This is a genomic window from Streptomyces sp. NPDC050528 (assembly GCF_044457795.1).
GTDB lineage: Bacteria > Actinomycetota > Actinomycetes > Streptomycetales > Streptomycetaceae > Streptomyces.
Genome location: NZ_JBITHH010000004.1, coordinates 407750 through 434417, shown reverse-complemented (window position 1 = coordinate 434417; position 26668 = coordinate 407750). Strand labels below are relative to the sequence as shown.

The 26668-nt window shown below is 70.6% G+C and carries 29 protein-coding genes; 19 read left to right on the top strand and 10 right to left on the bottom strand.

The features are described from left to right. Positions 1 to 273: 273 nt before the first annotated feature. The 4 genes from ACIBK4_RS16915 to ACIBK4_RS16900 are packed head-to-tail and all read left to right on the top strand — an operon-like array spanning position 274 to position 4412. Entirely contained in the window at positions 274 to 1716 is a 1443-nt protein-coding gene (locus ACIBK4_RS16915; protein ID WP_398995508.1) for an MFS transporter, read from the top strand. 52 nt (positions 1717 to 1768) lie between these two features. After that, positions 1769 to 2671, top strand: coding sequence for an ABC transporter substrate-binding protein (locus ACIBK4_RS16910; RefSeq protein ID WP_398995507.1), 903 nt, complete (start codon positions 1769 to 1771; stop codon positions 2669 to 2671). Next, a complete protein-coding gene (locus ACIBK4_RS16905) occupies positions 2668 to 3705 on the top strand; it encodes an ornithine cyclodeaminase family protein (RefSeq protein ID WP_398995506.1) in 1038 nt (345 codons plus the stop codon). Before ACIBK4_RS16910 ends, ACIBK4_RS16905 begins: the two co-directional genes overlap by 4 nt. Next, complete coding sequence (locus ACIBK4_RS16900) at positions 3702 to 4412, top strand: aspartate/glutamate racemase family protein (protein WP_398995505.1); 711 nt, start codon at positions 3702 to 3704, stop codon at positions 4410 to 4412. The genes ACIBK4_RS16905 and ACIBK4_RS16900 overlap by 4 nt, the downstream gene beginning before the upstream one ends. Before the next feature lie 218 nt (positions 4413 to 4630). Here the strand turns inward: ACIBK4_RS16900 and ACIBK4_RS16895 are convergent, their stop codons facing one another. Further along, positions 4631 to 4846, bottom strand: coding sequence for a DUF6243 family protein (locus ACIBK4_RS16895; protein WP_398995504.1), 216 nt, complete (start codon positions 4844 to 4846; stop codon positions 4631 to 4633). 258 nt (positions 4847 to 5104) lie between these two features. Here ACIBK4_RS16895 and ACIBK4_RS16890 point away from each other — a divergent pair, with 258 nt between their 5' ends. From ACIBK4_RS16890 to ACIBK4_RS16865, 6 genes are all read left to right on the top strand, one after another. Continuing rightward, positions 5105 to 5233, top strand: coding sequence for a hypothetical protein (locus ACIBK4_RS16890; RefSeq protein WP_398995503.1), 129 nt, complete (start codon positions 5105 to 5107; stop codon positions 5231 to 5233). 355 nt (positions 5234 to 5588) lie between these two features. Then, positions 5589 to 6317 (top strand): hypothetical protein, encoded by a 729-nt coding sequence (locus ACIBK4_RS16885; protein ID WP_398995502.1) that lies wholly within the window; start codon positions 5589 to 5591, stop codon positions 6315 to 6317. Between the two features lie 67 nt (positions 6318 to 6384). Then, entirely contained in the window at positions 6385 to 6561 is a 177-nt protein-coding gene (locus ACIBK4_RS16880; protein ID WP_398995501.1) for a hypothetical protein, read from the top strand. Continuing rightward, entirely contained in the window at positions 6561 to 7388 is an 828-nt protein-coding gene (locus ACIBK4_RS16875) for a MerR family transcriptional regulator (RefSeq protein WP_398995500.1), read from the top strand. The genes ACIBK4_RS16880 and ACIBK4_RS16875 overlap by 1 nt, the downstream gene beginning before the upstream one ends. Beyond that, the gene (locus ACIBK4_RS16870; protein WP_398995499.1) at positions 7385 to 7747 is read left to right on the top strand and encodes a VOC family protein; all 363 of its coding nucleotides are present in this window, start codon (positions 7385 to 7387) and stop codon (positions 7745 to 7747) included. The genes ACIBK4_RS16875 and ACIBK4_RS16870 overlap by 4 nt, the downstream gene beginning before the upstream one ends. Positions 7748 to 7877: 130 nt before the next feature. Beyond that, entirely contained in the window at positions 7878 to 8252 is a 375-nt protein-coding gene (locus tag ACIBK4_RS16865) for a VOC family protein (protein ID WP_398995498.1), read from the top strand. 242 nt (positions 8253 to 8494) lie between these two features. Here ACIBK4_RS16865 and ACIBK4_RS16860 read toward each other — a convergent pair whose 3' ends face one another. From ACIBK4_RS16860 to ACIBK4_RS16850, 3 genes are all read right to left on the bottom strand, one after another. Next, positions 8495 to 8845 (bottom strand): MFS transporter, encoded by a 351-nt coding sequence (locus ACIBK4_RS16860; protein WP_398995497.1) that lies wholly within the window; start codon positions 8843 to 8845, stop codon positions 8495 to 8497. Positions 8846 to 9554: 709 nt separating this feature from the next. Next, positions 9555 to 10775: a lactonase family protein gene (locus tag ACIBK4_RS16855; protein WP_398995496.1), complete on the bottom strand. Its 1221-nt coding sequence runs from the start codon at positions 10773 to 10775 to the stop codon at positions 9555 to 9557. Positions 10776 to 11809: 1034 nt separating this feature from the next. Continuing rightward, positions 11810 to 12436, bottom strand: a complete 627-nt coding sequence (locus tag ACIBK4_RS16850) for a TetR/AcrR family transcriptional regulator (RefSeq protein WP_398995495.1) — start codon at positions 12434 to 12436, stop codon at positions 11810 to 11812. A gap of 113 nt (positions 12437 to 12549) precedes the next feature. On the opposite strand from ACIBK4_RS16850, the gene ACIBK4_RS16845 reads away from it, so the two are divergent. After that, positions 12550 to 13284 carry an SDR family NAD(P)-dependent oxidoreductase gene (locus tag ACIBK4_RS16845; protein WP_398995494.1) on the top strand — a complete coding sequence of 245 codons (735 nt, stop codon included), beginning with the start codon at positions 12550 to 12552 and terminating at the stop codon, positions 13282 to 13284. Between the two features lie 191 nt (positions 13285 to 13475). After that, positions 13476 to 13982, top strand: a complete 507-nt coding sequence (locus ACIBK4_RS16840; protein ID WP_398995493.1) for a MaoC family dehydratase — start codon at positions 13476 to 13478, stop codon at positions 13980 to 13982. Here ACIBK4_RS16840 and ACIBK4_RS16835 read toward each other — a convergent pair. Continuing rightward, on the bottom strand, positions 13973 to 14716 hold the full coding sequence (locus tag ACIBK4_RS16835; protein ID WP_398995492.1) for a flavodoxin family protein: 744 nt from the start codon (positions 14714 to 14716) through the stop codon (positions 13973 to 13975). The two genes, ACIBK4_RS16840 and ACIBK4_RS16835, sit on opposite strands and share 10 nt — an antisense overlap. A 229-nt stretch (positions 14717 to 14945) precedes the next feature. Here ACIBK4_RS16835 and ACIBK4_RS16830 point away from each other — a divergent pair, with 229 nt between their 5' ends. The 3 genes from ACIBK4_RS16830 (at position 14946) to ACIBK4_RS16820 (ending at position 16878) form a co-directional block, all read left to right on the top strand. Continuing rightward, a complete protein-coding gene (locus ACIBK4_RS16830) occupies positions 14946 to 15395 on the top strand; it encodes an SRPBCC family protein (protein ID WP_398995491.1) in 450 nt (149 codons plus the stop codon). A gap of 9 nt (positions 15396 to 15404) precedes the next feature. After that, positions 15405 to 15734, top strand: a complete 330-nt coding sequence (locus ACIBK4_RS16825) for a TfoX/Sxy family protein (RefSeq protein ID WP_398995490.1) — start codon at positions 15405 to 15407, stop codon at positions 15732 to 15734. A gap of 145 nt (positions 15735 to 15879) precedes the next feature. Continuing rightward, the gene (locus tag ACIBK4_RS16820) at positions 15880 to 16878 is read left to right on the top strand and encodes an NAD-dependent epimerase/dehydratase family protein (RefSeq protein WP_398995489.1); all 999 of its coding nucleotides are present in this window, start codon (positions 15880 to 15882) and stop codon (positions 16876 to 16878) included. A 23-nt stretch (positions 16879 to 16901) separates the two neighbouring features. Here the strand turns inward: ACIBK4_RS16820 and ACIBK4_RS16815 are convergent, their stop codons facing one another. Together ACIBK4_RS16815 and ACIBK4_RS16810 are read right to left on the bottom strand one after the other, a co-directional pair. Beyond that, a complete protein-coding gene (locus ACIBK4_RS16815) occupies positions 16902 to 18014 on the bottom strand; it encodes a sensor histidine kinase (RefSeq protein ID WP_398995488.1) in 1113 nt (370 codons plus the stop codon). Between the two features lie 2 nt (positions 18015 to 18016). Further along, the gene (locus ACIBK4_RS16810) at positions 18017 to 18772 is read right to left on the bottom strand and encodes a response regulator transcription factor (protein WP_398995487.1); all 756 of its coding nucleotides are present in this window, start codon (positions 18770 to 18772) and stop codon (positions 18017 to 18019) included. Positions 18773 to 18876: 104 nt separating this feature from the next. Here ACIBK4_RS16810 and ACIBK4_RS16805 point away from each other — a divergent pair, with 104 nt between their 5' ends. From ACIBK4_RS16805 to ACIBK4_RS16795, 3 genes are read left to right on the top strand one after another with little or no spacing between them, the layout of a single operon-like run. Continuing rightward, the gene (locus tag ACIBK4_RS16805) at positions 18877 to 19635 is read left to right on the top strand and encodes a glycosyltransferase family 2 protein (RefSeq protein ID WP_398995486.1); all 759 of its coding nucleotides are present in this window, start codon (positions 18877 to 18879) and stop codon (positions 19633 to 19635) included. After that, the gene (locus ACIBK4_RS16800) at positions 19632 to 20249 is read left to right on the top strand and encodes a DUF2064 domain-containing protein (protein WP_398995485.1); all 618 of its coding nucleotides are present in this window, start codon (positions 19632 to 19634) and stop codon (positions 20247 to 20249) included. The genes ACIBK4_RS16805 and ACIBK4_RS16800 overlap by 4 nt, the downstream gene beginning before the upstream one ends. A gap of 56 nt (positions 20250 to 20305) precedes the next feature. After that, entirely contained in the window at positions 20306 to 21151 is an 846-nt protein-coding gene (locus ACIBK4_RS16795; RefSeq protein ID WP_398995781.1) for a class I SAM-dependent methyltransferase, read from the top strand. A gap of 322 nt (positions 21152 to 21473) precedes the next feature. On the opposite strand, the gene ACIBK4_RS16790 is transcribed toward ACIBK4_RS16795, so the two are convergent. Beyond that, positions 21474 to 22709, bottom strand: coding sequence for a molybdopterin-dependent oxidoreductase (locus ACIBK4_RS16790; protein WP_398995484.1), 1236 nt, complete (start codon positions 22707 to 22709; stop codon positions 21474 to 21476). Between the two features lie 113 nt (positions 22710 to 22822). Between ACIBK4_RS16790 and ACIBK4_RS16785 the strand changes: the two genes are divergently transcribed. After that, on the top strand, positions 22823 to 24241 hold the full coding sequence (locus ACIBK4_RS16785; protein ID WP_398995483.1) for a hypothetical protein: 1419 nt from the start codon (positions 22823 to 22825) through the stop codon (positions 24239 to 24241). A gap of 281 nt (positions 24242 to 24522) precedes the next feature. On the opposite strand, the gene ACIBK4_RS16780 is transcribed toward ACIBK4_RS16785, so the two are convergent. Both ACIBK4_RS16780 and ACIBK4_RS16775 read right to left on the bottom strand, forming a co-directional pair. Then, positions 24523 to 25272, bottom strand: coding sequence for a DUF4118 domain-containing protein (locus tag ACIBK4_RS16780; protein WP_398995482.1), 750 nt, complete (start codon positions 25270 to 25272; stop codon positions 24523 to 24525). A 451-nt stretch (positions 25273 to 25723) separates the two neighbouring features. Beyond that, a complete protein-coding gene (locus tag ACIBK4_RS16775; protein WP_398995481.1) occupies positions 25724 to 26662 on the bottom strand; it encodes a sigma-70 family RNA polymerase sigma factor in 939 nt (312 codons plus the stop codon). Positions 26663 to 26668 lie beyond the last annotated feature (6 nt).

Here is a 26668-nt window from a genome sequence, read left to right as displayed (position 1 = left end):
CCCCTTGATCGACATTCACGCCATCCGCATCCATCAACCACCCACTCCCACCTGGTGTTTTAACCGGGATGGAATCTGAAGCCCCCACCCCTTACACCGAGTTAACATCGCAGCCCTGTGGCCACCGAATCGTCGTTGGTATACCAATAGCACTCACTGGTTGACGGAGGCCCTCATGGATCGCACCGAACCGAGTCACCTGGACAACACGACCCCGACCTTGACCCCGACCGCAGCACCGACCCCCGCACCGGCATCCCCGGCAGGTGCCGCATGAGCGCCCCGCAGCTCTCCGCGCCGACAACGGCCCGCCCGGCGACCAACACCCTCGCGCGGGCCCTGGACGAAGCCGGCTTCACCCGCGCCCAGTTCTGGGTTCTCATGATCATCCTGGCCGGGATGTTCTTCGACACCCTGGAGCAGAACTCCGTCGGGGCGATGGGCAGCCTCATCAAGTCGTCCCTGCACATCGGCAACAACGAACTGACGGCGATCAACAGCTTCACCGTGATCGGCGGCCTGATCGGCCGGTTCGCGGGCGGCTGGATCGCCGACCGCTACGGCCGCCGCACCTCGCTCAGCGTCAATCTCCTCGTCTACACCCTGGGCGGCCTGCTCAGCGCCGTGGCGATGAACTACCCGACCCTGCTGGCGAGTCGACTGATCGTGGGGATCGGCCTGGGCGGCGAGTTCACCATCGGCATCGCGATGCTGTGCGAGATGGTCGCCACCCGCCACCGCGGCACGCTCGTCGCCATCCTCAACGTCGGCTCCGGCGGCGTAGGCAACTTCCTCTCCTACGGCCTCTTCCTCCTGCTTCTGGGCCCGCTCGCCCCCGCGCTCGGCGGCGACCACCTGGTGTGGCGCTGGACGTTCGTGCTCCTCGCCCTGCCCGCCCTGATCGTGGTGGTATACCGAAGGCGCCTGCCGGAGACCCCCCGCTTCCTCCTCTCCCAGGGCCGCGTCGACGACGCCAACCACTCCCTGGCCCGTCTCACCGGCGACCGGCTCGACCCGAAACGCCTACCGGCGTCCGTCCCGCCCGTGCTGACCGAGGCGGACATCCCCGCTCGCCAGGTGAAGGCGTCACCGGCGGCGGTCTTCGGCCCTACGGTCCTGTCCCGTACGGTCACCATCGGCGCCGCGTCATGGATGGCCTTCGGCGCCCAGGTCACCCTCAACTTCCTGATGCCGACGCTGCTGACCGAGCGCGGCTACACCCTGTCCGACAGCCTGCTCTACACGATGATCATGAACGTCGGCTCGCTGCTCGGGGCCTGCGCCTCGGCGCTGCTCGCGGGGCGTTACGGCAGGCGGTCGGTCATCGGCGTGGCCGGCAGCCTGGGCTGCCTCACCGCCGTCGCCTTCGCGGTGTTCGCCCACGAGACCGCGGCGATCCTCATCCTGGGCGCGCTCTTCCAGTTCTTCACCATGCTCACCAACACGACCCTCGCCGTCTGGTCCCCCGAGCTGTACCCGACCCCGATCCGGGCCAGCGGCACCTCCATCGTCAACGGCATCGGCAACATCGCCGGAGCCGTCATGCCCTTCGCCGCCGTCGCGCTGTGGGACCGGTTCTCCTTCGCCGGTGTCTTCGGGATGGTCGCGGTGATGTACGCGGCGCTCGTCATCGCCTCCCGGTTCGCCCCCGAGACCCGCAGCCGCACGCTCGAAGAGGTCAACGAGACAACGGCCCCCACCCCGACCCGCGCCTGACCAGCGGCACCCGCACCCCGTACCCCTTCATCCCCTAGAGAGGACCACCAACATGGACAAGCTCAGCATCTCCGCCACCGCCAACGGCCTGAACTACCTCCCCGAATACCTCGCCGACCAGGAAGGTCTCTTCCACGACGCGGGACTCGATGTCACCGCCGCCGCCTGCGACCCCTGGACCGGGGTCCTCGACGACCTCGAATCCGGCCGCGCCGACATCGCGCTCGGCGGCCTGTGGGTACCGGCCATGTACGCGGGCAGCGAACGCGAGTTGAGCGTCGTGTGCCAGCTCAACCACCAGTTCCCGATGGCCATCGCGGTACGGGACGGCGGCTCCGACGACTTCTCCCTGGAGGACCTGCTCGGCAAGGTCGTCCTGGCCCCCGGCGCGGGCGGCAGCGCCCCCTACGAGTTCACCGCCGGACTGCTGCGCGAGGCGGGCGTGGACCCGACAGGCATCCGCTTCGTCCGCGACCTTTCCACGGCGATGCTCGTGGAACTGTTCACCGCCGGACTCGGCGACGCCATCATCGCCGACCTGGTCACCGCCACCGAACTGGAGGCGTCCGGCGCCGCCCGGATCGTCTTCCGCCACCTCGACGACGGCGGCATCATGCCCAACAGCGTCTACTACTGCCGCACCGAGCGCGTGGCCGAACTCCGCGACCGCATCACCCGGTTCGTCGCCGGCATCGACACCGCGATGCGACTCGTACCGACCGTCGACCCGCACACCATCGACGCCATCCTCAAGCGCCGCTGGCCCGAGAAGGACCAGGGCATCCTGCGCGAGGCACAACACCAGATGGCGGAGAGCGCCGTATGGGACACCGTCGCGATCGACCAGAGCGCCAGCGACCGCTGGATGCGCATCCTGGCGGAGGGCGGCCTGGTGCGCACCGCGCCTTCCTACGACTCCCTCGCCGACGACAGCTTCATGGCGGACTACCGATGACGCTGCTGCTCGGCTCCGCCGACCTCACCGGGCTGGTCAGCCGCGCCGAGGTCATCGCCGCCGTACGCACCGCACTCATCGACCTCGCCGAGGGCCGGGCCGAACAGCCCGCCCCCGTGGTTCTGCCGGGAACGGGCACAACACAATTCCTGCCGATGGCCGCCACCTCCCACCGGCTGGGCCTGTCGGCGGTCAAGGTCATGTCCGACGCACCCGACAACCGTGCGGCCGGTCTGCCCACCCAGCGTTCGACGGTCCTGCTCCTGGACGCGCGCACGGGAGAGTGCCTCGCCGTACTCGACGGCGAGATCGGCACCCGGACGCGTACGGCGGCGGCGAGTGCGGTGGCCACCGACGCGCTCGCCCGCCCGGACGCCCGCGTGCTGGGCCTGGTCGGCGCGGGGCGGCTCGCAATCGAGCACGTGCACGCGCTGCGGGAGGTCCGCGCCATCGACACCGTGCACGTCTGGTCCCGTTCCGCCGCCACCTTGTGCGCCTTTCACGACGCGGTGGGCGATGTCGTCGAGGTCGTCGAGGCACCCGATCCGCAGTGCGTGGTCGAGGCTGCGGACATCGTCTGCACCCTCACCCCGGCCCGGTTCCCCGTCGTCCATGGGGAGTGGTTCCGCCCGGGACTGCACGTCAACGCGGTCGGCGCGCCACCCCGCCCCGACCACCGCGAGATCGATGCGGCGGGCATGGCCCGCGCCTCGGTCGTCGTGGACAGCACCCCCACCCAACTCCTGAAGTCCGGAGAAGCCGTGCTCTCGATCGCGGAAGGCATCACGACGGCCGAGACCTTCAGCCGTGAACTCGGCGCGGTCCTGGCCGAATTGACCCCGGGTCGCACCGATCCGCAGCAGGTGACCCTGTTCAACTCGGTCGGCATCGCCCTCCAGGACCTCGCCTACGCGGCACTGGCCGTGGACCGAGCCCGTACCGCCGGAATCGGCATCAACACCCGCACGGCGTACGGCACTTCGGGCCTACGCCTCACAGCGGTAGCGCGAGCGGGAGCGGGAGCGGCACGATGACCGTGATCGCCGTGGTGAACTGCAACACCAGCACCGCCATGACCGAGACCATCGCCTCCGGCGCGCGTGCCGTCGCCCTGCCCGGCACCCACATCCTGCCCCTCACCCCCACCTGGGGCGTGGCGTCCGCGGAGGGCTGGTTCGACAGCTTCCTCAGCGCGGCTTCCGTCCTGGACCTGCTCCAGAACCTCGATCAGCCGGTTGACGGGGTGGTCATGGCGGGCTTCGGCGAACACGGTCGCGAAGGGGCACGCGAACTCCTCGACGTCCCGGTCGTCGACATCACGGAGGCCGCCGCCCTCTACTCCCTCGTCCTGGGCCGCCGCTTCGCCGTCGTCACCACACTCGCCCGGGCCCAAGGCCCCATCGAGGACAGCCTGCGCACCGCCGGACTCCTGGACCGCTGCGCCGGCGTCTTCGCCACCGGCCTGGGCGTACTCGACCTCGAACTCGACCCGGCCACCACCGAGCAGGCGTTCATCGACGCGTCCCGCCAGGCCATGGCCGCCGGTGCCGAGGTCATCTGCCTCGGCTGCGCCGGCATGACCGGACTGGACACCCGCATGACCGACCGGCTAGGCATCCCGGTGGTCGACGGCGTCAGCTGTGCGGTCGCCCTCGTCGAGTCACTGGCCCACCGCCGCCTCACCACCAGCAAGAGCGGAACGTACGCGGCTCCGCTGCCCAAACTCCGCACGCTCAGGTAGAAAACCCCGGAACAGCGCGGCCGCCTCAATGATCGCCCGGGTGCGGGTAGCCAACGTCAAAGCCACGGGCGGTGTCATCCGGGCATGCAGCGGCGCGGCGAAGGAAAAGGACACGGTCGGGAGCGGGATCGGCCGCGCCCGGTACGGCAGCAGGGCCCGGACCGCGACGTGCGGTCCGGGCCCTGCCCCGTGCGGTGCCGCCCCACGGCGGCCGTGCGTCAGCTCTGTGCGGTGTTGTCGCCCGCCTGCCCGGCGTCCTCGGCCGCGCGTGCCTTCTCGCGCATCTTGCGCACCAGCTCCGCCTTCAGATCGGCCGCACCCTGGCGGTCGAGGTTGCGGTGCGGACCGTGGTTCTGCCGTTCGGCGCGGGACAGCTTCTTGCGCTGGCCGCCGCCCATGCCCACGGGGTTGTTGATGTTCTTGCTCACGGTCACGGGTTCTCCCGGTAGTGATGTGAAGTGAAGTGATCTACGGATTCATCGGTGGGGGACGGGCGGCGACGTCGAAAGACGTCTACAGAGGCCCATCACGCTCTCACTCGTAAATCGGCGCCTGGAAGAACATGACAAGGACGTTACCCGGTTCCGTCGGCCCCGCACACCAACCCACTCGCCCTCCGCCCATCCCGGATCTACCTGCGTTCTTGGTACGGGACACGGCCGATGTCAGTGCCCTCCGGCATAGTGCCGCCCATGATCAACGATCTGGACCGCATCGACTGGTCGTCGATGAGCCACGCAGACGGGCCGGCCTCCGACGTTCCAGTGCTGGTGAGCCCGTTGATTGCTGATACTCGCGGCGCTCGGTGGATCACATGGTGACGCTCCCGTAGAGGGGAGGAGGGCTGAAAGTCGTGACACCCGTTGGTGAACGTCGAAGCCAGATGTGAGGAGCCACCGTGCACCAGCCCACCAGCCGTGCCGTCGTCCTCGGAGAAGCGGGGGTGATCCCCGCCGCCACGGTCCTGGCCGGCCCGGCACCCGCCCTCGCCGCAACCCGGAGCGCGCCGCCCGACCCCCTCCCGGATCCACCGATGGACGTCACGCACGCGACTCCCCTACTCGTACGCCGGATCGACCACCTGATGCGCGACAAGACCGCCCTCGACGTCAGCCGCTTCACGTCGCGCTTCTCCGCGAATACGCCGTATTACACGAACGCCCCCCGGGCTGGTACATGCCGAGCTGGACGGCCCTGCAGGCGGCCTTCGCGCAGTACATGCCGGCATGGCCCGGCACCACGCGTTCCCACGTCACCCGAAGTACCGGAGACGAGAACAGCGCGATCGTCGAGTTCACCGACTCGCCGGAACTCTTCGGCCGCGAGATCCGGGCGATCGCTGCCGTCGACTTCCTCCACGGCCTCATCAGGCGCGAGGTCGACTCCTGGGAAGGGCGTCGCTTGGGCATCGCCGTCGCCAACGCGCCGTGCACCTCCAACCTCCGTTTTCCGACGGCCTACGGCGAAGAACACCTCGCCGAATGTTCCGCTCCGGCCCGGCGTCGGGCACTCGGCCGCCCACGCGTCGCCCTCACCGCCGACGACACGGCCGGACTGTTCGCCGAGGACACCGCCTTCGAGGACCTCGCGCCGAACACCGAGTTCACCGGCGCCTCGGCCATCGACGCCATCGGCACCTACGTCAGCCGGGCCCACACCCGTCTTCCCTACGGCGTCGGCGTCACCGTGCGCCGCACTCTCAGCAACGGCCGGGGACACGACTACGCGTGGATCGGCGACGGATTCGCCGGCAGTCACCGGATCATCGGGGTCGCACTCGACGTGGTCGGCCGCATCACCCGGTTCATCACCACCTGGGACGCGGCCCGACTCGACGACGCCGCCATGGCCACCCTGCTCGCGGACATCCTCGAACGCTGGCGGCACGAATGGATCACCTGTTGACCCTCCTGTAAGGGGAGAGCCGAGAGTCGTGACATCGGTTGAACGACACCTGGAAGGAGATTCCGCGATGAGCGCCTTGTCCGTATTGAGTGCCTCATCTGCTCACAAGGCCGCTGCGGGTGCGGCGGGTTCGACGATCGCCTCGGGCCGTGGGGCGTTCGCCGCCGTGGACCCGGCGGGCGTGGCCGTCGTAGTCGGCGACGTGCGCCCTCGGACGGCCCGCCGGGACGGGAGGAAGAACTGATGGCCCCTTTGCTGAGCATCGGGGACTTCTCCCGGCTGACCCATATCAGTGTCAAAGCCCTGCGCCATTACCACGATCTGGACCTGCTGCGTCCTGCGCGGATCGACCCGAGCAGCGGCTATCGGTTCTACGCCACGGCCCAGGGCCCTACGGCCCAACTCATCCGGCGCTTCCGAGATCTGGGCATGCCACTGGACCAGGTCAGGGTCGTACTGAACGCGACCGACCCAACCGTGCGTGAACAGGTGATCGCCGACCACCTGCGCAGCATGGAGCGCCAACTGGAGCAGACCCAGACCGCGGTGGCCTCTCTGCGTCAACTGCTCGAAGGCGGTGGATCCCCCTCACCGGACGTCGCCTTCCACACCCTGACCGGTACCCAGGCCTTGCTGGTCAGCGCGCGGGTGGCCTGGGACGAGGCCTTCGAGTGGCTGCCCGACACGCTCGCCGGCCTGCGCCGGGATCTCGGCTCGGACGCCGGTCTCCGTGGTGGTCCGGACGGCGCGCTCTACAGCGCGGAGTTCTTCGAATCACACGTGGGCGAGGTCACCGCGTTCATTCCACTCGACGCGTCCGCCGGTCGGATCGGGGGCCGGTTGCCGGAGGGCCCGGTGGCGGTGGCGGTGCATCGCGGCTCACTGAGCGAACTCGACCGGACCTACACCGCGTTGGGCGGTTTCGTCGCCGAACAAGGTCTGGGTTCACGTACACGCACGGCGATCCGGGAGAACTACCTGGTGAGCCGGTTCGACACCAACGACGAGCACGGTCTGGTCACTGAGGTGTGCTGGCCAGTGCTCTCCACCAGAGGAGAAGAGGAATCATGACGATCCGACTGCACGCGGTGACCTTCGACTGCGCGGACGCCGCCGTACTAGGCGGATTCTGGGCACAGGCGCTCAGTCAGGAGCTGGATCCGGGCGCGAGTAAGGAGTTCGCCTCCATCGGGCTGCGCGACTCCGACCGGTCCGAGCCGCGCTGGTGCTTCGTTCAGGTCCCCGAGGGCAAATCGGCGAAGAACCGGATGCACCCGGACCTGATCACCGCGGACCTTGAGGCGGAAGTCGAGCGGCTGATCGGCCTCGGCGCGACCTGGAAGGCGGATCTCAAGCCGGGCGGCATGCGCTGGACCACCCTCCTGGATCCGGAAGGCAACGAATTCGACGTGATCTCCGAGACGGAGTGACAGCGCGACCGTCACGGAAGGGCGACCGGTCCCGGCCGACAGGAGAGCCGCCGGCGCCGTACACCGAACGTGGTCGTCCATGACTGAACCCACCGACATGAATGAACCCACCGAAAGGAAGCAAGCAATCATGACCGCCCCTGCCCGTGTGAGTTTCGCCGCCCTGAACATCGACTGCACCGATTCCGACGCCCTGGCGGGCTTCTGGGGGCAGGCCCTCGGCCGCCCGGTCAGCCCGGGCAAGGTCGCCGGGGACACGGCGGTCGACATGGCCGGCCCCGAGAGCGGCCCTCGCATGATCTTCCACACCGTCCCCGAGGTCGGCACGGCCAACAACGGGTTCCGTCCCGTCCTGGTCACCGAGTACTACGCCGAAGAGATCGAGCGGTTGACCGGCCTGGGCGCCAAGCCGATCGACGAGGTCAGTCTCCCGGAGGTCCGCTGGACCACGCTCGCCGACCCGGCGGGCAACGCGTTCGATCTGGTGACCTGGCTGCCGACGTAGTCGTCGAGTCCGAGCTACCGGGTCCGCCAGTCGATCGTTTCTGATCGCTCTTGGCGGGCTCGGTGAGCTCGCGGGTCGCCGGGCGGGCGGATCACCGCAGAATGAGCAACGGGGTGCCGGTCCGGGCGAAGCCTGGTCGGAGCAGTACCGGACGCCGCCCCTCGAGGGGAACGATCGGGCCGTCACCTGAGGTGCGCGGTGTCGCCATCAGGTCCTTGCCGCCGCCCACACCGCCCTCGTACTCACGCCGTGGCCTTCTTCAACACCAGATAGATGGACGCCCCCAGCGTTCCATCCCGGCGATCGGCGCGCACAGTATGCCTGAGGTCGCCCTTCCCCGCCCGCCTGCCCCAGCAGTCCGCCATGCGCGGAAAGCTCTCCGTGACGGCCCAGTTGGCGGGCCAGTTGAAGGCCGTGGCCACGGACATCGCGGCAGCTCGGATGGGGAAGGGGAAGGGGAACATCTCGCCGACCATGACCCACAGGATGACGCCACAGGAGACGGTGAAGAAGAAGACGAAGGTGTGGGCGGCGACCAGGGCGACCGTGCCCTGGGCAGCGATTCCGTGTCCCTTCTTCTTGCATGGGAGCACCCCTATGGCCCTGCGACGGCACGTCTGCCGGCCCATCGAGTGCCAGGAGACGCTGAAGGTTGGCGGTCACCACCCGGTAGGTGTTACCCAGTTTCAGCACCTTGCACGGATACTCGCACCGCTTGGCCGGACCGTAGCCGGTGGTCCTCCCGAGCGAAAAGATCTTGTTAGCCGTCTGCAACTCACCGTGGGCGGCAACGACGTCACGTACTCGCGTAGCAGGACCGCCCCATCGGACAAGACACCCGGAGGACCCCAGTCACCACACCGCGCACAAACGGTGCTTCAGCGATGCGAGCCGACTCCGGCTTCCAGTGGTGCCCGCCAGCAATCCGTCACCGCCGTCGTGGACGCCCTGTACGGGCACGGCTTCACGAGCGCCCTCTCCCTGGATCACGAAGACCCGTCCGCGGCTGCGGGGATCCCTGGTCAAGCAGAGGCTCACCATCGCTACCAGTTCCCGCAGCCCTGATCGTGAACGGTGAGACTCGCCTGCTCCCACGTGCCGACACCTCGCCACCATCGCGCAGCCGTCCACCGTGAACCTGGACACCACCCACAGACCTCCCCCTGGGGTTCGGCGGCGCGTTCTACGGCCTCCGCAACGGGCGACTCCGGCGGATCTTCGCCGACGAGCACGGCGTGCTGACAGCGCCTGGCGCCCCGGACAGGTGATGTCCGGGGCGCCCTGGCCGCGGTGGCCGCTTCTTTACACCGCGGCGATGCCCTCCATGCCGGACTCGGCGAAGGGAGGCAGTCCCGTGGTCGTGCCGACCTTGGTCAGCGTGCCGTTACGGCCGATGCGGAAGCCGTCGACGGTGCCGGACGTCGCGTTCTGCACGTACAGGAACTTCTGGTCCTTCGTCACCGCCAGGTCGATGACGCCCTGGGACTTGGCGGACGGCGGGGTGGCGACGCCGACGTCGTTAGTGAGCGCCAACTTGCCGTGGCGGTCCGTGCGGTAGCCGGTGACGGTCGAGTTGCCGGTGTTGCCGCCGAAGAAGAAGTCACCCGCGCGCTCCAGCCAGCACAGCGTGTCCTGGCCGTTGGGCAGGCTCTTCCGGACGGTCTTGAGGGTGCCGTCGGCGCGCACCTTGTACGTGCTGACCGTCGAGTCCTTGGCCTCGGCCACCAGCATCCGGCCGCCCTTGTCGAAGGTGATCGCGAACGGCACGGCACCGGCCGAGTCGTTGACCTTCGCCTTCCGCGCGGGCCGTCCCGCACGGGACATCGGGAAGACCTCAAGCGTGTTGGCTGACTTGGTCGTGACGACCAGCTCACGGCCGCCGGGGGTGAACGCGACCTGGCCGGGTGAACTGCTGAAGAGCGGCACCTTCTCGTTGTCCAGCCCGAGCGAACGGTGTGTGTCACTCAACGGTGCCAGGCCCTTGGCCGTGAGGCCGAACCCCTGGACGCTGCCCGCGCCGCCCGCGTTCATGACGTAGGCAATGCGTCCCGAGACCGCGATCGAGGCGGGGAAGTCACCCCCGGAACCCACCACTTGACGGCCTGTCAGTTTCTGGCCCTCGACCCGGAACGACGTCACGGTGTTGCTGCCCGCGTTGACCGCGAGGAGCAGCCGGGACCGGTCGTCGTAGACGAGTGAGCCCTGGGAGGCGAGTGAGTCGGTGGGCGCGTCGACCTGGTCGCCGCCCTTGCCGCCGGTGGCGTAGCTGCCCGCGGCGCTCAGCGTGCCGTCCTGGGCGCGCTTGAAGACATGGATCGTGTTGCCCTTGAGCTCGTTGCCCTGCACGAAGACCACGTGGTCGGCCCCGGCCTCGGCCTTCTTCACGACGTCGTGCACGCGCGAGGGCTCCCCCGCCGAGGCGACGGTCACCGCCGTCACGGCCGCCGCGGCGGCGAGAATGCCCGCTCCGACGACCGTCAGCCTGATCTGTAACGGTGACCTTCGCCTGATGTGCCTGCTCATACGCCGCTCCTCGGGCCTTCGCCGCCACCGCGGGGTCGGTGGAGAACGGGGACCAGAGTTGCCCATGGGGTGAGTGAGCCGGTAGGGATTCGGCCGTCACGTCAGTTTCCCGTAACAACTCCGCGCGCGTTGGCGGGAGTTGCAGGGAGGTCCTGCCGCGCGCCCCGCTCGGTTCAAGGTCGCGCCACCGGCTCCTCGCCCTCGTGTGCCTCCTCGGCCGACCGTGAACCGGCGTCGCGGCGGTCCAGTCGGCTCAGCAGCGGAACGGTCATGACCGTGGCGGCGGGGGCGACGAGGACGAGCGCGGTTTGACCGTGCGGAGTTGCCCTTGCGGATGATCAGAATGCGCGATGAAAGCCGGCGCGGGAACCTCACGCAGCCGTGCGGCACGCGTCCTGCGTCGCCGTAGCGTCCGCTGACCCCATCCGGCCGGATCGACTTCTCACGGCCGACCGGTGGAACCGGCACGATGGATCGACATGGATCTCGACAGGGAGCCTGCCACGAACCCCGTGAACCCCACGAAGAGTTGGGCCATCCCCGCGGTCCGGCCTACGGGCTCAACAGGGCCGGGCAGCAGGGCACTTGGCGACCGGCGACGACTTCGCCACGGAACCGCGCCGCACCGGATACGAGTGATACAACGGCGCGTACACACCGGGCGCGACCGGCCGGCCTCGTCGGGTTCTCGACGGCGTGGCCCGAACGACGCCGCCGCCACCCGGCGTGCCGTCACCGACTGGACCGAAGGGGAATCGGACGGGTTCACCGGCTCGGCGCCCTTGCAGGTCTGCGGCGTGGCCCGTTCGCCGAGTCCGGCCGGACGCCGGGGCCGAAGTGCCGCATGCACCGCCTCCGGACGGCATGGTCTGCCCCTCTGCGTCCGACAGCCCGCGAAGGTCCTGACCCGCGCTCCCCCGATTGCCGGGCCCGGAGAAACCGACTCGAGCACGAGGGGACAGGGCGGCGTGAGGAACGGACGACGCGCAATACCCCGCGATCGCGCGGCGGCAGCACGGGCAGCCCCCGGGGTATCAGTGCCGTTTCACACTCGACTCGATGTGGTCGAGCATCGAGTCCAGCGCCACCTCCAACGGTCTGACCTCGCGCTGGATCTGAGTGAGCAGAAGGCCCCCCTGCAGTGCCGCCAGGGTGGCCAGGGCGAGGTCGTCCGGGTCGGTGTCGAGTTCGCCGCGCGCGTGCATGGCTCGCAGTCCGTCACGGATCGCGGACTCCCAGCGCAGGAATCCGGAAGCCACCGCGAGCCGGGCCTCGGGGTTGGTCTCGGCGACCTCGCTGCCCAGCGAGCCGATCGGGCAGCCGCCTCGGCACTGCAGCCGCCGCTGGTACTCGACCAGTGCGTTCCGCCACCGCCGTAGGCCCGCCATGCTGTCGAGGTCGGCGAAGAGCGCCTCCTGCATGCCCAGGACGGCCCCGGTCTGGTGGTCGATCACGGCCAGCAGCAGCTCCTGCTTGTCGGCGAAGTAGTGGTAGATCTGCGAGCCGCTCACCCCGGCGGCGGTCCGCACGTCCTCCAGCGTCGCCTCCGTCACACCCCGCTCGTACATCAACTGCGCCGCCGCGGCCACGATCCGGCGCCGGGTCTCCTGCCCCTTGCGGGTCAGTCTCTTCTCGGCGGGCCGTCGCGTCTCGGTGCTCATGGCGACAACGCTAACAGATTCTGGATTGGACAACCCATTTTTTGCGCGCAATTCTGGGTCAGACAACCCAGTCAGGCCGCATTCAGCGGCCGGGATCCCTGGAAGGACCCAGCATGGAGCTCTCCGACAAGGTCGCCCTCATCACCGGCTCGACCGGCGGCATCGGCGCCGAGACGGCCCGGCTGATGGCCGCGGCCGGCGCCGAGGTCGTCGTCTCCGGCCGCAACGCGGAGCGCGGGGCCGCGACCGTACGGTCGATCACGGACACCGGCGGCAGGGCGCGCTTCGTCGCCGCAGACCTCACCGACCCGGCCGCGCTGCGCCGCCTCGCCGAAGCGGCCGGACCGGTCGACATCCTGGTCAACAACGCGGCGATCTTCCCCGGAGCGCCGACCGTGGACCAGGACCCGGGCACGCTCGACGAGGCCCTCGCGGCCAACGTCCGCGCCCCGTACCTCCTCACCGCGGCCGTGGTTCCCGCGATGCTCGCCAGGGGCTCCGGCTCCATCGTCAACGTCAGCACCATGGCCGCCCGGATCGGCCTGCCCGGGCTGTCCGTCTACAGCGCCACCAAGGCCGCGCTGGAGTCGCTGACGCGTACCTGGGCCGCTGAGTTCAGTCCGGCCGGTGTGCGCGTGAACACCGTCGCGCCGGGCCCCACGCGGACCGACATGGTCCTGGCCACCGTGGGCGAGGAGGGCGCCGAACAGTTCGCCAAGACCACCGTGCTCGGCCGGCTCGCGACACCGCGCGAGATCGCCGAGGTGATCCTCTTCCTCGCCTCCGACCGTGCCGGCTACCTCACCGGTGCCACCGTCGCGGCCGACGCGGGCCGGACCGCCGTCTAGTCCACCGCACCCGTCGGCGGCACACCCAGGTGCCTGCGGGACCCCGGCGAAGGAGTCGGCGGGTATATCTCACGATCACTCCAGGAGGACCGCTTCGCCTACTTCATTTCGTGGGGCCCGGTTCGGGGTCCGGGCCTCCGAGCGGCAGTCGGCCGTACCCGCGGCCATCGCCCGCAGCTATCGTGCCGCCAATGACGACCACTGCCACCACGACGCTGAGCGACACGGACTTCGACACCCCGACCCAGGACCGCTTCTTCGAGGACTACATCCCGGGCTCGGTGTACGTCTACGGCAGCATCACCATGACCGAGCAGGACATCCTGCGGTTCGCCGGCGAGTTCGATCCGCAGAGCATCCACACCGACCCCGAGGCCGCCGAACAGGGTCCCTTCAAGGGGCTGATCGCCAGCGGCTGGCACACCTGCGCCATCATGATGCGCCTGTACGCCGACCACTACGTCAGCGAGGTCGCAAGCCTCGCCTCTCCCGGCATCGACGAACTGCGCTGGGTCCGCCCGGTCAAGCCCGGCGACAGCCTCTCGATCCGTACGACGATCCAGGAGGCCCGCGCCTCGCGGACCAAGCCGGACCGCGGCATCGTGCACACCGCCATCGAGGTGGTCAACCAGCGGGGCGAACCCGTGCTCACCATGACGGCGATGAACATCCTGCTGCGGCGCACGCCTCAGCGATAGTCGGGGTTGGCCGCGTCGAGGCGGCAGCCGGCGTCCCATTCGGAGCGCTGGTTGCCGTGTGCCGGGATGCCCCCTGCGCGTTTGAGCATGGCGGCCAGGTGCATCAGGTTCCAGGCCATGAACGTGGTGTTGCGGTTGGTGAAGTCGTTCTCCGGACCGTCCGAGCCGGGGTCGAGGTACGAGGGTCCGGGCCCCGCCGGGCCGATCCAGCCCGCGTCGGCCTGCGGCGGGATGGTGTAGCCGAGGTGCTGGAGGCTGTAGAGGATGTTCATCGCGCAGTGCTTCACACCGTCCTCGTTGCCGGTGATCAGGCAGCCGCCGACGCGCCCGTAATAGGCGTACTGGCCCGCGGAGTTGAGCAGTCCCGAACCGCCGTAGAGCCGCTCGACGACCTTCTTCATGACCGAGCTGTTGTCGCCCAGCCAGATCGGCCCGGCCAGCACCAGGATGTCGGCGGCCATCACCTGCTCGTACAACGCCGGCCACGCGTCGGTGGCGAACCCGTGCTCGGTCATGTCCGGGTAGACGCCCGGCGCGATGTCGTGGTCGACGGCGCGTACGACGTCCGTGGTGACGCCGTGCGCGTCCATGATCGCCCGGCTCTTGTCGATCAGTCCCTCGGTGTGGCTCTGCTGCGGCGACGGCTTGAGTGTGCAGTTGACGAACAGGGCGCGCAGCTCGTCGAAGCGGTACGGGTCGTCGAGCTGGTCGGGGGCGGGTGGTGACTGGGTCATGGAGGCTCCTTCAGGCGAGACCGCCGGGGCGAGTCCCCCATCCGGTCCGAGCCGCGGCTCGGCGACAGCGTCTCGCACGGATCCAGGCCTGTCCCTCTGCGACGCACCGGCACCCGACGCCTGCGCACGGCGCCCGGTCGTACACCGTGCGCCCGCCGTCCATCACGAGGATCCTGGACTCGGCCCCGGGCGCGACGGGCACCGGGCAGGACGACAAGGCGGCGGTGCGATGGCCATCGACGTGTCCGCGCAACGGGTGATTCCCGTTCCGCCGGAGCAGGTGGCGACGTACGCCATGGACTGGCGTCACGACGACGAATGGACGCAGGGCATCCGTAGCGCGGAGCTGACGAGGGAAGCCGACAGCGGTGGTTTCGGTGTGGGGGCCGAGATCACCCGTACGGCGTACTTTCTGGGCCGCCGCATCGACTACGTCCTGCGCGTCGCCGCACACGAACCGCCTCGGCTGCTGGACATGGTGTCGGTGGCCGGGCCGATGCCCATGCACGTCACCTACACCTTCGCCCCGCACCCCGCCGGGACGACAGCCCGTATCCGCGTCCAGGGCGGCGGGGGCGGCTTCTACCGGATGGCCGCTCCCCTCATGGCCCGCCAGGTCCGCACGTCACTCGGCAAGGACCTGCGCGACCTGGAACTCAGGCTCACCGGCACGGAATGAGAGAGACCCATGGCATACGACGAAGGGCTGGCCGAGCGCGTACGCGAACGGCTGGGCGTGCGTCCGGGCGTCACCGAGAAGCGAATGTTCGGCGGGATCGCCTTCCTGTACCGAGGGAACATGGCCGTGGGCGTCAGCGGTGACGACCTCATGGTGCGCGTCGGGCCCGAGCACACCGACACGGCTCTGGCCCGGCCCGGCACCCGCGTTTTCGACATGACGGGCCGCCCGATGCGCGGCTGGATCCTGGTCGACTCCTCGGTCCTGGCCGAGGACGACGCGCTCGGCCGGTGGGTCGACGAGGGACACGCCTTCGCCGCCGGTCTGCCGCCCAAGTGAGCAGAACCGGGCCGCGCCCGTGCCCGGCTGACGGGCCATGGCGTCTCGGGCGGCACTGCCGAGGCGCTGGTCAGGTCTTACGGACCGGTGACGTGACGGGCGTGGTGCTGCCGCGTGGCGGGGTCGCGGTCCTAGCGTCGGGTGTATGCGAGTACTGGTCACCGGCGGTGCCGGGTTCATCGGGTCCCATGTCGTCGAGGCACTGACCGCACGCGGCCACGAAGCGGTCGTCTTCGACCTGCGCGACGGCCACGACGTGCGCAATCCCCAGGCGGTCGCGTCCGCGCTGCCGGATGTGGACGCAGTGTGTCACCAGGCGGCGATGGTGGGACTGGGGACGAGGTTCGGCGACGCGGCCGACTACGTCTCGCACAACGACCTCGGTACGGCGGTGCTGCTCACCGCCATGGCCGACGCGGGGGTACGGCGGCTCGTGCTCGCCGGGTCCATGGTCGTCTACGGCGAGGGCGCCTACGCCTGCGAGGAGCACGGACCGGTGCGGCCGGGCCCCCGGTCCGTGGCCGATCTGGACGCGGGGCGTTTCGAGCCCCGGTGTCCGCGCTGCGGTGCGGAGTTGGCGCCGGGGCTGGTGGGTGAGGACGCTCAGGTCGACCCCCGGAACGTGTACGCGACGACCAAGCTGGCCCAGGAGCATCTGGCGGCCGCGTGGGCTCGCTCCACCGGCGGTTCGGCCGTGTCGCTGCGCTACCACAACGTGTACGGTCCGCGGATGCCGCGCGACACCCCGTACGCGGGGGTCGCCTCCTTCTTCCGCTCCGCGCTGGCGCGCGGTGAATCGCCGCGCGTCTTCGAGGACGGCGGCCAGCGGCGGGACTTCGTACACGTCCGGGATGTGGCCGCGGCCAACGTGGCGGCTCTTGAGTCCGAGCCCCGGGAGGGGGCGCTGACCGCGTACAACACCGGCAGCGGGGACCCCCACACGGTCGGCGAGATGGCGCACGCGCTGGCCGCCGCATATGGCGGGCCCGCCCCCGTGGTGACCGGGGAGTACCGGCTCGGGGACGTCCGCCACATCACGGCGGACTCGTCCCGGCTACGGGCCGAGCTGGGCTGGAAGGCCGACGTCGAATTCACGGAGGGGATGCGCGAGTTCGCGACGTCGAAGCTGCGCGGGGAGCAGTAGCCGGCCGAGGACGTCTCCGGCGTTCACGCCTCGGCCATGGGCAGCGTCACCTCGAAGCGGCAGCCGCCGGACACGTTCCGTACGGCCGCCCGGCCCTGGTGGGCCTCCACGATGCCGCGCACGATCGCGAGGCCGAGCCCGGCACCGGCCGGCGGAGTCCGCGCGTGGGTGCCGCGCCACCCGGTGTCGAAGACGCGCGGCAGATCCTCCTCCGGGATGCCGCCGCAGCCGTCTGTCACGGACAGGACGACCCCGTCGGCGGACCGCTCGGCGGCGACGGCGACCGTGCCGTCGGCCGGTGTCCGCCGGATCGCGTTGACCAGCAGGTTCCCCAGCACCCGGCTCATCTCCTTGCCGTCCACCTCGACCGGCACCGGTTCGATCCAGTCGCCGACCAGCCGTACACCGTGCTCACGTGCGAGCGGATCGGCTCCCGCGAGGGCATCGCCGATCAGGTCGTACAGGGACATCCGTGAAGGGGAGAGAGTGAGTGTCCCGGCGTGGATGCGGGAAAGTTCGAAGAGGTCGCCGACCATGTCGTTGAGGCGTTCCACCTCGGTGCGGATCTGGCGCAGGTAGCGGGCGGGGTCGGCGGCGACGCCGTCCTCCAGGGCCTCGGACATCGCGCGGAGACCGGCCAGCGGAGTGCGCAGGTCGTGGGAGATCCAGGCGACGAGTTCACGGCGTGAGGACTCCAACGCCCGTTCACGGTCGCGGGATTCGGCGAGCTTGGCGCTGGTGGCGGCCAACTCCCGGCTCAGGGCGGCCAGTTCGGCAGTCGTCGGACGGCCTGGGGCGGAGAAGTCGCCGTCGTCGCCGAAGTCGCGGGCGGCGAGGGCGAGTTCACGGCTGCGGGCGACGACCCACTGGCCGAGCAGCAGGGCCGTGGCCAGGGAGACCACGGCCGCCATGGCGACGACGGTGGTGACGACGGTCAGATCGTGCGAGGAGAGGAACATCGCCTGGGCCACGGCCAGGGTGCCGGCGAGCATCGCGGTCACGGCGACGGCGGCGACCACGGACACGGACGCGGTGAGCGACCGCCGGCGCAGCAGCCACAACGCGCCCGCACCCAGCACCCCGGCACCGGCAGCACCGAGAAAGGCGAACAGAGCGATGAGTGATATGTCGCGCATGATCAGCCCTCCCCGGTGCCGACCGTGCCGGTGGACTCGAAGCGGTACCCGACGCCCCACACCGTCTGGATCAGCCGGGGCCGCCCGGGATCGTCCTCGACCTTGGCTCGCAGCCGCCGCACATGCACGGTGACCGTCGAGAGGTCACCGAAGTCCCACCCCCACACCTCCCGCATGAGGTCCTCCCGGCTGAACACCCGCCCAGGGTTTCGCAGGAAGAAGGTGAGAAGGTCGAACTCCCTTACCGTAAGGGCGAGTTCGGTGCCGTTCTTGGTGGCACGGCGGCCGGCCGGGTCGGCAGAGAGGCCAGCCGATCGCAGGGTGCGTGCGGCGGTCGCGGGCCGAGTGCGCCGTAGCACCGACTCGACGCGCAGGACCAGTTCGCGCGGGCTGAACGGCTTGGTGACGTAGTCGTCGGCGCCGACCTCCAGGCCGAGGATGCGGTCGTCCTCGTCGCCGCGGGCCGTGAGCATGATGACCGGCACGGGGCCGTGGCCGCGCAGCCGGCGGCATACTTCAAGGCCGTCGATGCCCGGCAGCATCAGGTCGAGCACCACCAGGTCGGGCCAGTGGGCGGCGGCCCGGGCGAGAGCCTCCGGCCCGTCCTCGGCGCGGTCCACGACGTATCCGGCACGGTCGAGATATCCGGAGACGACCTCGGCGACGGTCGGGTCGTCGTCCACGACCAGGACGCGCATCGTGTCCCGGGGCCTGCTCAGGACGGGTACGGCGGCTGGGGATTCGTACGGCTGCTGCATGTCGTCCAGCGTCCCACCGGCCGCGCTCGCCACCCGTTTTCGCGCCTCGACGTCCGCGTTTCGTAAGGACCGGAAGCCCGATATGTCGGATTCTCGCCCGTAGGGTGAAAGCCGTGACGACCTTCCCCGCAACGGAACCGGACCCGGCGTCTGTCGACGTGGTCCTCCCCTGTCTGAACGAGGCCGAGGCCCTGCCCTGGGTACTCGCCCGCATCCCGGCCGGCTGGCGTGCGCTCGTCGTGGACAACGGATCCACGGACGGTTCGGCGGAACTGGCCCGCGGCCTCGGCGCCACCGTCGTGCATGAGGAGCGCCGCGGATTCGGTGCCGCCTGCCACGCCGGGCTGACGGCCGCCACCGCGGACATCGTGTGTTTCTGCGACTGCGACGCCTCGCTCGACCCGTCCCTGCTGGTGTCCTTCGTGCGCGAAGTCCGGGACGGCGAGGCCGACCTGGTACTCGGGCGGCGCCGTCCGCGGGGACGAGGTGCCTGGCCCGCGCACGCCCGGGCCGGAAATCTGGCGCTCGCCGGGATGCTGCGCCGCCGCACCGGACTGCGCCTGCACGACCTCGGGCCGCTCCGTGCGGCCCGCCGCGCGGATCTGCTCGCCCTCGGTCTGACGGACCGGCGCAGCGGCTACCCGCTCCAGATGGTCGTGCGCGCCGCGGACGCCGGCCTGCGGGTGGCCGAGCACGACGTGCCGTATCTGCCACGCACCGGCGCCTCCAAGGTCACCGGGACCTGGCGCGGAACCTGGCAGGCGGTGCGGGACATGCGCCGCGTCCTGGCCGAACCCCCGGCACCCACGGGCGTGTCGGCCACCGGCTCCTTCTCCCCCTCCCAAGGAGTGATCTCTCGGTGACCACTCTTCTTGTCATCGCCAAGGAACCGCTGCCGGGACGGGTGAAGACCCGGCTCACACCGTCGTTCACGCCCGAGGAGGCCGCCGCGCTCGCCGAGGCGTCGCTGGTCGACACCCTGCACGTGGTGCTGGCGACGCCCGCACGGCGGCGGGTGCTGGTGCTCGCCGGAGCGCCGGGCCCCTGGCTGCCGCCGGGCTTCGCCGTCGTACCGCAGTGCGACGGCGGGCTCGACGAGCGGCTGGCCGCCGCCTTCGCCGGCTGCGACGGGCCCGCGCTGCTCATCGGCATGGACACCCCGCAGGTGACACCCGAACTCCTCACCGTCGACTTCACCGACTGCGACGCGTACTTCGGGCCGGCCGAGGACGGCGGCTTCTGGGCCCTGGGCCTCGCCGACCCCGACCCGGCGCTCCTGCGCGGCGTACCGATGTCGACACCCACCACCGGTGCTGTGCAGCGCGCCCGGCTCACCGCCGCGGGACTGCGCGTCCACGACCTGCCGAGTCTGCGTGACGTCGACACGGCCCACGACGCCGAACTGGTCGCCGCCGAAGCGCCGGAGGGGCGATTCGCCGGCGAACTGGCCAGGCTGCGCACGGCAGTTGCCCGGTGACGGCCGGACACGAGACGGAGCAGCCGACGGTGAAGAGGAGCCCGGCAACCGCCCTCATGAACCATCTCCCGCCGAGCCTGGCCGGTCACCCGACGGCGGATCTCGGCAAGCGATCCGCGCCGACCGCCGGGCGGCTGCCCTCCGTAACGCTCGACGTCACAGCACGCCCCTGGTCCGCCGATCCGTACACCGATGCTCTGCGTACCGGCCGCGGTCCTCTCTACCTGCGGCGCAGCGACGGCTGGCTGCTGCCCCTGGAGGTCGAGCGGTGGTGCGCCGAGGCCGATGCCGCGGACCTGGAGGTGCTGGGGCGGTGCGAGGGGGCCGTGCTCGACGTGGGGTGCGGACCCGGGCGGCTGGTGGCGGCGCTCGCCGCGCGGGGGCGGCGAGCTCTGGGTATCGATGTCAGTGAGGCCGCCGTCGCACACACCGTGCGGCTGGGCGGGCAGGCGCTGCGCCGGCCCGTCTTCGAACCCCTCCCCGGCGAGGGTCGCTGGGACACCGCCCTCCTCGTCGACGGCAACGTCGGCATCGGCGGCAACCCCCACGCCCTGCTCCGCCGGATGTCCCAACTCCTCGCCCCCGGCGGGCTGTTGATCGCCGAGACAGTGCCGGTCGATGTCGACGAACGCGTGCAGGTGCACGTCGCCGACGGCCGAGGCACCTCCGGCACAGCCTTCCCCTGGGCCCGCCTGGGCACCCCTGCCCTGCTGCGCCACGCCCGCCGGGCGGGGTGGCGCCCGGACGGTCAGTGGACGGCCGACGGCCGCTCCTTCCTCACCCTGCGCAACCGCAGCGACCGCAGGACGAGCAGCGCGGCCGAGCCCCCGAACAGCACCGCGGTGACCAGCAGCCAGCGGGACAGGAACCCGTCGCCGGACAGGCCGGTGGCCGACCGGTAGTGGTCCGCCACCTGCCCGCTGATCAACGGGAACCACACCAGCAGCAGGAGGCCGGACAGCAGGGCCGGGACCCGGACGTAGACCGTCCACGTCCGGCGACCGACCGCCCCCAACGCTCCCGCCAGGGCCCGGTCCGCCCCCGCGTACAACGGCACCAGCACGAGATCGTGCACCAGCGCCGCGCCCACGAACCACAGCGCCACCCCGAACCAGTCGTCCGCGAGCAGCCGCACCCCCGCGTACCCGGCGAGCGCGAACGAGCAGGCGAGGAGAAGGATCTGCAGCGGGCTGCCGAGGGGCGGCCGTCTGAACGGAATGCGCATCACAGGTCTCCGAACGTCATCCGGGCCACCCATTTGGTGTTCAGCACGCCGGGCGCCGCAGGGACGATGACGCGCGCCGGGTAGCCGTGGTCGGGGGTGAGGTCCTCGCCGTTGACGAACAGGGCGAGCAGGGAACGCGGGTCGGCGACCTGGTTGGCACGCAGGGCCGCGCGCCGAAACGCCCCGTGGCGTTGCAGCGACTCCACGAACACGTCCACGGGATCGTCGTGTCCGACCAGCGCGGCCAGATCCCGCAGTCGTACACCCCGCCACCACTGGTCCGAGGTCGACCAGCCCTCCACACAGGCGATGGGCAACGCCGAGCTGTGGAGAGCCAGTTGGAGGAGCTGGGGGCGGGCCAGCCGTACGCTGCGGCCGTCGCGCCCGGTCACGACCAGCCGCCACGCTTCCGCTCCGGTCTCCGTCGGGCTGATGCCCGCGTAGGCGGCCGTCTTGTTGATCTGGAACCCGCCTGGACCGCCGCCCGGTTCGGGCCCGCCGTGCGGTGCGAGGACCGCCGTCTCCCGCAGCGGTCCGTCGAAGCTGCGGCCCGCCGTCGTGGCGAGCAGGAGCAGCGATCCGCCGCCCACCACACCGAGGGCACCGCGCCGCGAGACGGTGGGTTCGGCGGGGTTCGGCGACACCAACTCCCCTTCCCCTGAAGGATGTTCGTCCCGTAGATGGCGCAAGTTGCGCAGGGCCAGGGGGGTCTTCAGGACGGCGTGCGCGAGGAAGGCGGCGAAGAAGACCCAGGCGCCGTAGAAGTGCAGGGGGTAGAAGGAGCCGGGGAAGATGTAGTCCAGCTGGACGTTGAGGACGCCGGTGGTGAACTCGAACAGAGCGCCGCCCACGAGGAGAAGCAGCGAGAGCCGTTCCAGCGCATGGGCCAGGGAGCGGGCGGGCGGCAGTGCGAACAGCTTCGGCACGACCGACCACAGCTTGGCCAGCAGCACGGGAATCAGCGCGATGCCGAGGGTGACATGGACGCCCTGCGTGAGGCGGTACAGCCAGGACGGGTGCGTCGGCCAGGAGAAGAGATAGAAGCCCAGCAGGCCCTTGTCCGGGGTCTGGTCGTTCACCGGCGACAGGTCCGGGTTGTAGGCGGCGTACGACACCAGGCCCGTCACGAACAGCACCGTGATCCCGACGAGCAGCACGACGCCCAGCACGGAGGTGAACCAGGGACCGCGCAGCGGGCTGCGCCAGAACGCAGGTGAGGAGGGGGAACGTGGCATGACCCGACCGTAGGCCGAGGACACCCCCCGAACGGGTTCGCAAACCATGACGAAACCCTGACGTCCACTCCGGCGGCGGCTCCATCGACCACCCCCCGGCCTAGCGTGTCGGTGTGAACCGCGATCTTCTCCGCGACCGTCCCCGTGTCCGTCCCGACGACCGTCCTCGTGACGTTCCGGGCGACCGCCGACGCGACCTCGTCCACGACCTGGCCGCAGCCCTCGCCGCCGCCGTGCTCGTCCTGGTGGCCGTCCTCGTCGGCGACGCCGTCCAACGCCGTGACCATTCGCTCTTCGTCGCCTGGCCACCCGTCTTCGCCCAGTGGGAACCGCACGTCGGCCCCGGCACCCCGGCGGCGCTCGCCGTCGCGGTCGCCGTCGTCGCCTACGGTCCCGCACTCGCCGCCCGGCTGCCCTGGCGGGCCCTGCTGTTCACCGCCTGGGGCACCGCCATGGCGTGGACGTTCTCGCTGGCGCTGGTCGACGGCTGGCAGCGCGGCATCGCGGGACGGCTGACGACCACGAACGAGTACCTCACGGTCATCGGCCGCTTCCACGACATCCCCGCCACCCTGCGCGACTTCACCCACCACATCCTCAGCCACTCCCCCGCCCCCTGGCCCGCACACATCGCCGGGCACCCCCCGGCGGCCACCGTCACCTTCGTCCTCCTGGACCGGATCGGGCTGGGCGGCGGGGCCTGGGCGGGCGTCTGGTGCATCACCGTCGGGGCGACGGCGGGCGCGGCGGTCCTCGTCACCGTGCGCGTACTCGCCGGTGAGGAACTGGCCCGCCGCGCCGCGCCGTTCCTCGTCCTCGCCCCCGCCGCCGTGTGGATGGGCACCTCCGCCGACGGCTACTTCGCGGCGGTCGCCGCCTGGTCGGTCGCGTTCCTCGCCCTCGCTGTCACAGGCAACCGGCCACGCTCCGCCGGTCTCGCCTCCGGCCTCCTCTTCGGCCTCACCGCGTACCTCTCCTACGGCCTGACACTGTTCGCCGTGATCGCGGGCGCCGCACTGCTGCTCGGCCACCGACGGCTTCGCCCCCTCCCGTACGTCGCCGCCGGACTCGCCGTCGTCCCCCTCGTGTTCACGCTCCTCGGCTTCAACTGGTGGGAGGCGTACCACCTGTTGATCACCCGCTACTACGAAGGCGTCGGGGGGACCCGGCCCTACGGCTACTGGGTGTGGGCGAACCTGGCCTGCACCGCGCTGATCGTGGGCCCCGCGACGGTGGCGGGACTGCGGCGGGCGGGCACCGCTTCCGCACGTCCCGAACTCCGGGACCTCCGGGGCGGTTTCCGTACCGCCGCGCCCGAACCCCGCCTCGCCCTGCTCGTGTTCGCCGCACTGCTCGCCCTTCTCGTCGCCGACCTCTCCGGTATGAGCAAGGCGGAGACGGAACGCATCTGGCTGCCGTTCGCGATGTGGCTGCTCCCCGCCTGCGCGTTCCTCCCCCGGCCCCGCGCCTGGCTCACGGCACAGGCTGTCCTGGCCCTGCTCCTCAACCACCTGCTCCTGACGGGCTGGTGACGGCGAGCCGGGCAGACCCCGGGAGGCGGGGCAGGAGGCTCGTCGTGCCCAGCCCTCGCCTGCCACTGGCCCCACAGCGGTATCGGAACAGGGGTTGGGGGCTGGGGCACACGCGGATCATGAGGCAAGCCCCTCGCGCCGATCGGACGGCCCGCCGCCTCAAGGCCGTCACGCCGCAGCACCACGCGAACGCCGCCCGACAGATCCAGGATGAAGCAAACAGGTGGTGACAGCGGGCCCGCGTCGGCCGTGCCCTACCAACGAACGGGGCGCGAAGGTGGTCAGCGGTCGAGCACCGGTCCCGCGGTGTCCAACGCGGCGCCGACATGGTCGGCCAGGCTCACGGCCACGAGCCGCGCCTGCAGCGGTGGCGGCAGCGTGCCGGGCTCCGGCCGCATCATGAACCGGCCGAGGTAGCGGCCTCCGACCGAGGCACGCAGTTCGATCTCCTCACCGGGCCAGCCGTCCTTGTCCAGGTCCCAGTGGGCCCGGGCAACAGTCAGCATGCCGTCCTGTTCCAAGCGGGGGTGCCTGCCCAGCAGCGTCCCGTGTTCGAAGCGGCAACCACGCAGTCCCAGGATCTCGACGAGCTGCTGTCGTACCTGGTCCACCACGGCGTACGGCGAGGCTCCCCCTTGGACCATGCTCGCCGTCTCGTGGATCCGCGCCAGATGAGCCGCGTCGGTGACGGTCACCAGCTTCAAGGTGCGGGCATGGGCGGCCAGTTGGGAGACGGCCACGCCCACCGCCAGCAGCAGGAGCGTGGTGGTGATGTCGTCGCCCTGGGAGATGGTGAACCGCTGGTAGGGGCGGGTGAGGAAGAAGTCGAACCATGCCGCTGCCGAGAGCGCGGCCAGCACTCCGGCGGTCCGGCTGCCGAGGGCGGCGACCGCCACGATGATCACGACCAGGATCAGCGCCAGGTTCGCGGACGTCATGTGCGTACGGAAGGGCACCAGGGCCAGGGCGACGACCAGCGGAGCGGGCAGGGCAACCGCCAGGGCGATCCGGTCACGCAGAGGCATCCGCATGGTCCACCACCTCACGAGAACGCGGGGCTGCCCCATGTCCAAGAGGCGGCCCGCACGGGGATCGACGCGGTACGGCGTCGGCGGGGCCAGCATCCCGCTGCCGCCCCCGCCCGGCTACCGGGAAGGCTGCGGTCTTGATGCATTCCTGACAGCGCACGTACCCACACCGTCCCGACGGCGTCCGCAGCGACCGGACCGCCCACCGCCACCGCTGGAAGGTGCGCCCGCCCCAAGCCAACGGCAGGCCCGCCAGGTCGCCGTACTCAACGCCCCAAATGACGGTCCGGGCCCCGACCACGGTGGCGGAGGACCTGCTCCGTCGACTTGCCTGAGGGCTGTCCCGATATCGGCTTCGGGTGTGAATCCGAGCGATGGGTGGCCAGGGGCGCTGTGATCCGCCCTGGTCAGCCCTCCCGTGACGATTCGTGGTTGGCCACTCCGGTGGATTCGGTCACCATGCGTCGATGACCGGTGCGTCGGGTTCGTGCTGCCGCCAGACCTCATTGAGGCGCGCGAGCCGGTCTGCGGCGGCGATCCCGCGCAGGGACACGATCTTGCCGTTGCTGACTTCGAACGCCACGGCGCCCACGACCCGGTCGTCGACTACCGCGAGGACCGCCGGGGAGCCGTTGACCAGCGCGACATGCATCGCGGGCGAGCCGCCGGCCAGCCGCCGCTTCGCCGGCGTGGGCTTGAAGCCGGCTCGCACGTAGGAGGCGACCCGTTCGCGCGTCTCGTAGCGCAACAGCCGCGTGCTCAGTCCGTAGCCGTCCGAGACCGCCGTCACGTCGTCGGTGAGCAGAGCCACCAGCCGTTCGGTGCGCCCCGACGTGGCAGCGGCGAGGAATTCCTCGACGACCCGGCGCGCGGACGCGGGGTCGGCCTCGCCGCCGCGACGGCGCTCGGCGGCGACCCGGACCCGGGCCCGGTGGACGTGCTGCTGGCTCGCGGACTCGCTGATGTCGAGGATCCTGGCGATCTCGGCGTGGCTGTACGAGAAGGCCTCACGCAGGACGTAGACGGCCCGTTCGACCGGGGAGAGCCGCTCCATCAGGGTCAGGACCGCGAGGGACACCGATTCGCGCTGCTCGAAGGTATCGGCCGGGCCGAGCATGGGGTCGCCCTCAAGAAGGGGCTCGGGCAGCCAGGCACCGGCTGCCCGCTCGTGGCGCGCCTGCGCCGAGCGGAGCCGGTCGAGGCAGAGACGGGTGACGACTTTGGTCAGCCACGCTTCCGGCACCTCGACCCGTTCGCGGTCTGCGGCCTGCCAGCGCAGGAACGTGTCCTGCACGGCGTCCTCGGCGTCGGCGGCCGAGCCGAGCAGACGGTACGCGAGCGAGGCCAGCCGGCCCCGGCTCGCCTCGAACCGGTCGACGGCTGCGCTGTCCATGCGTAG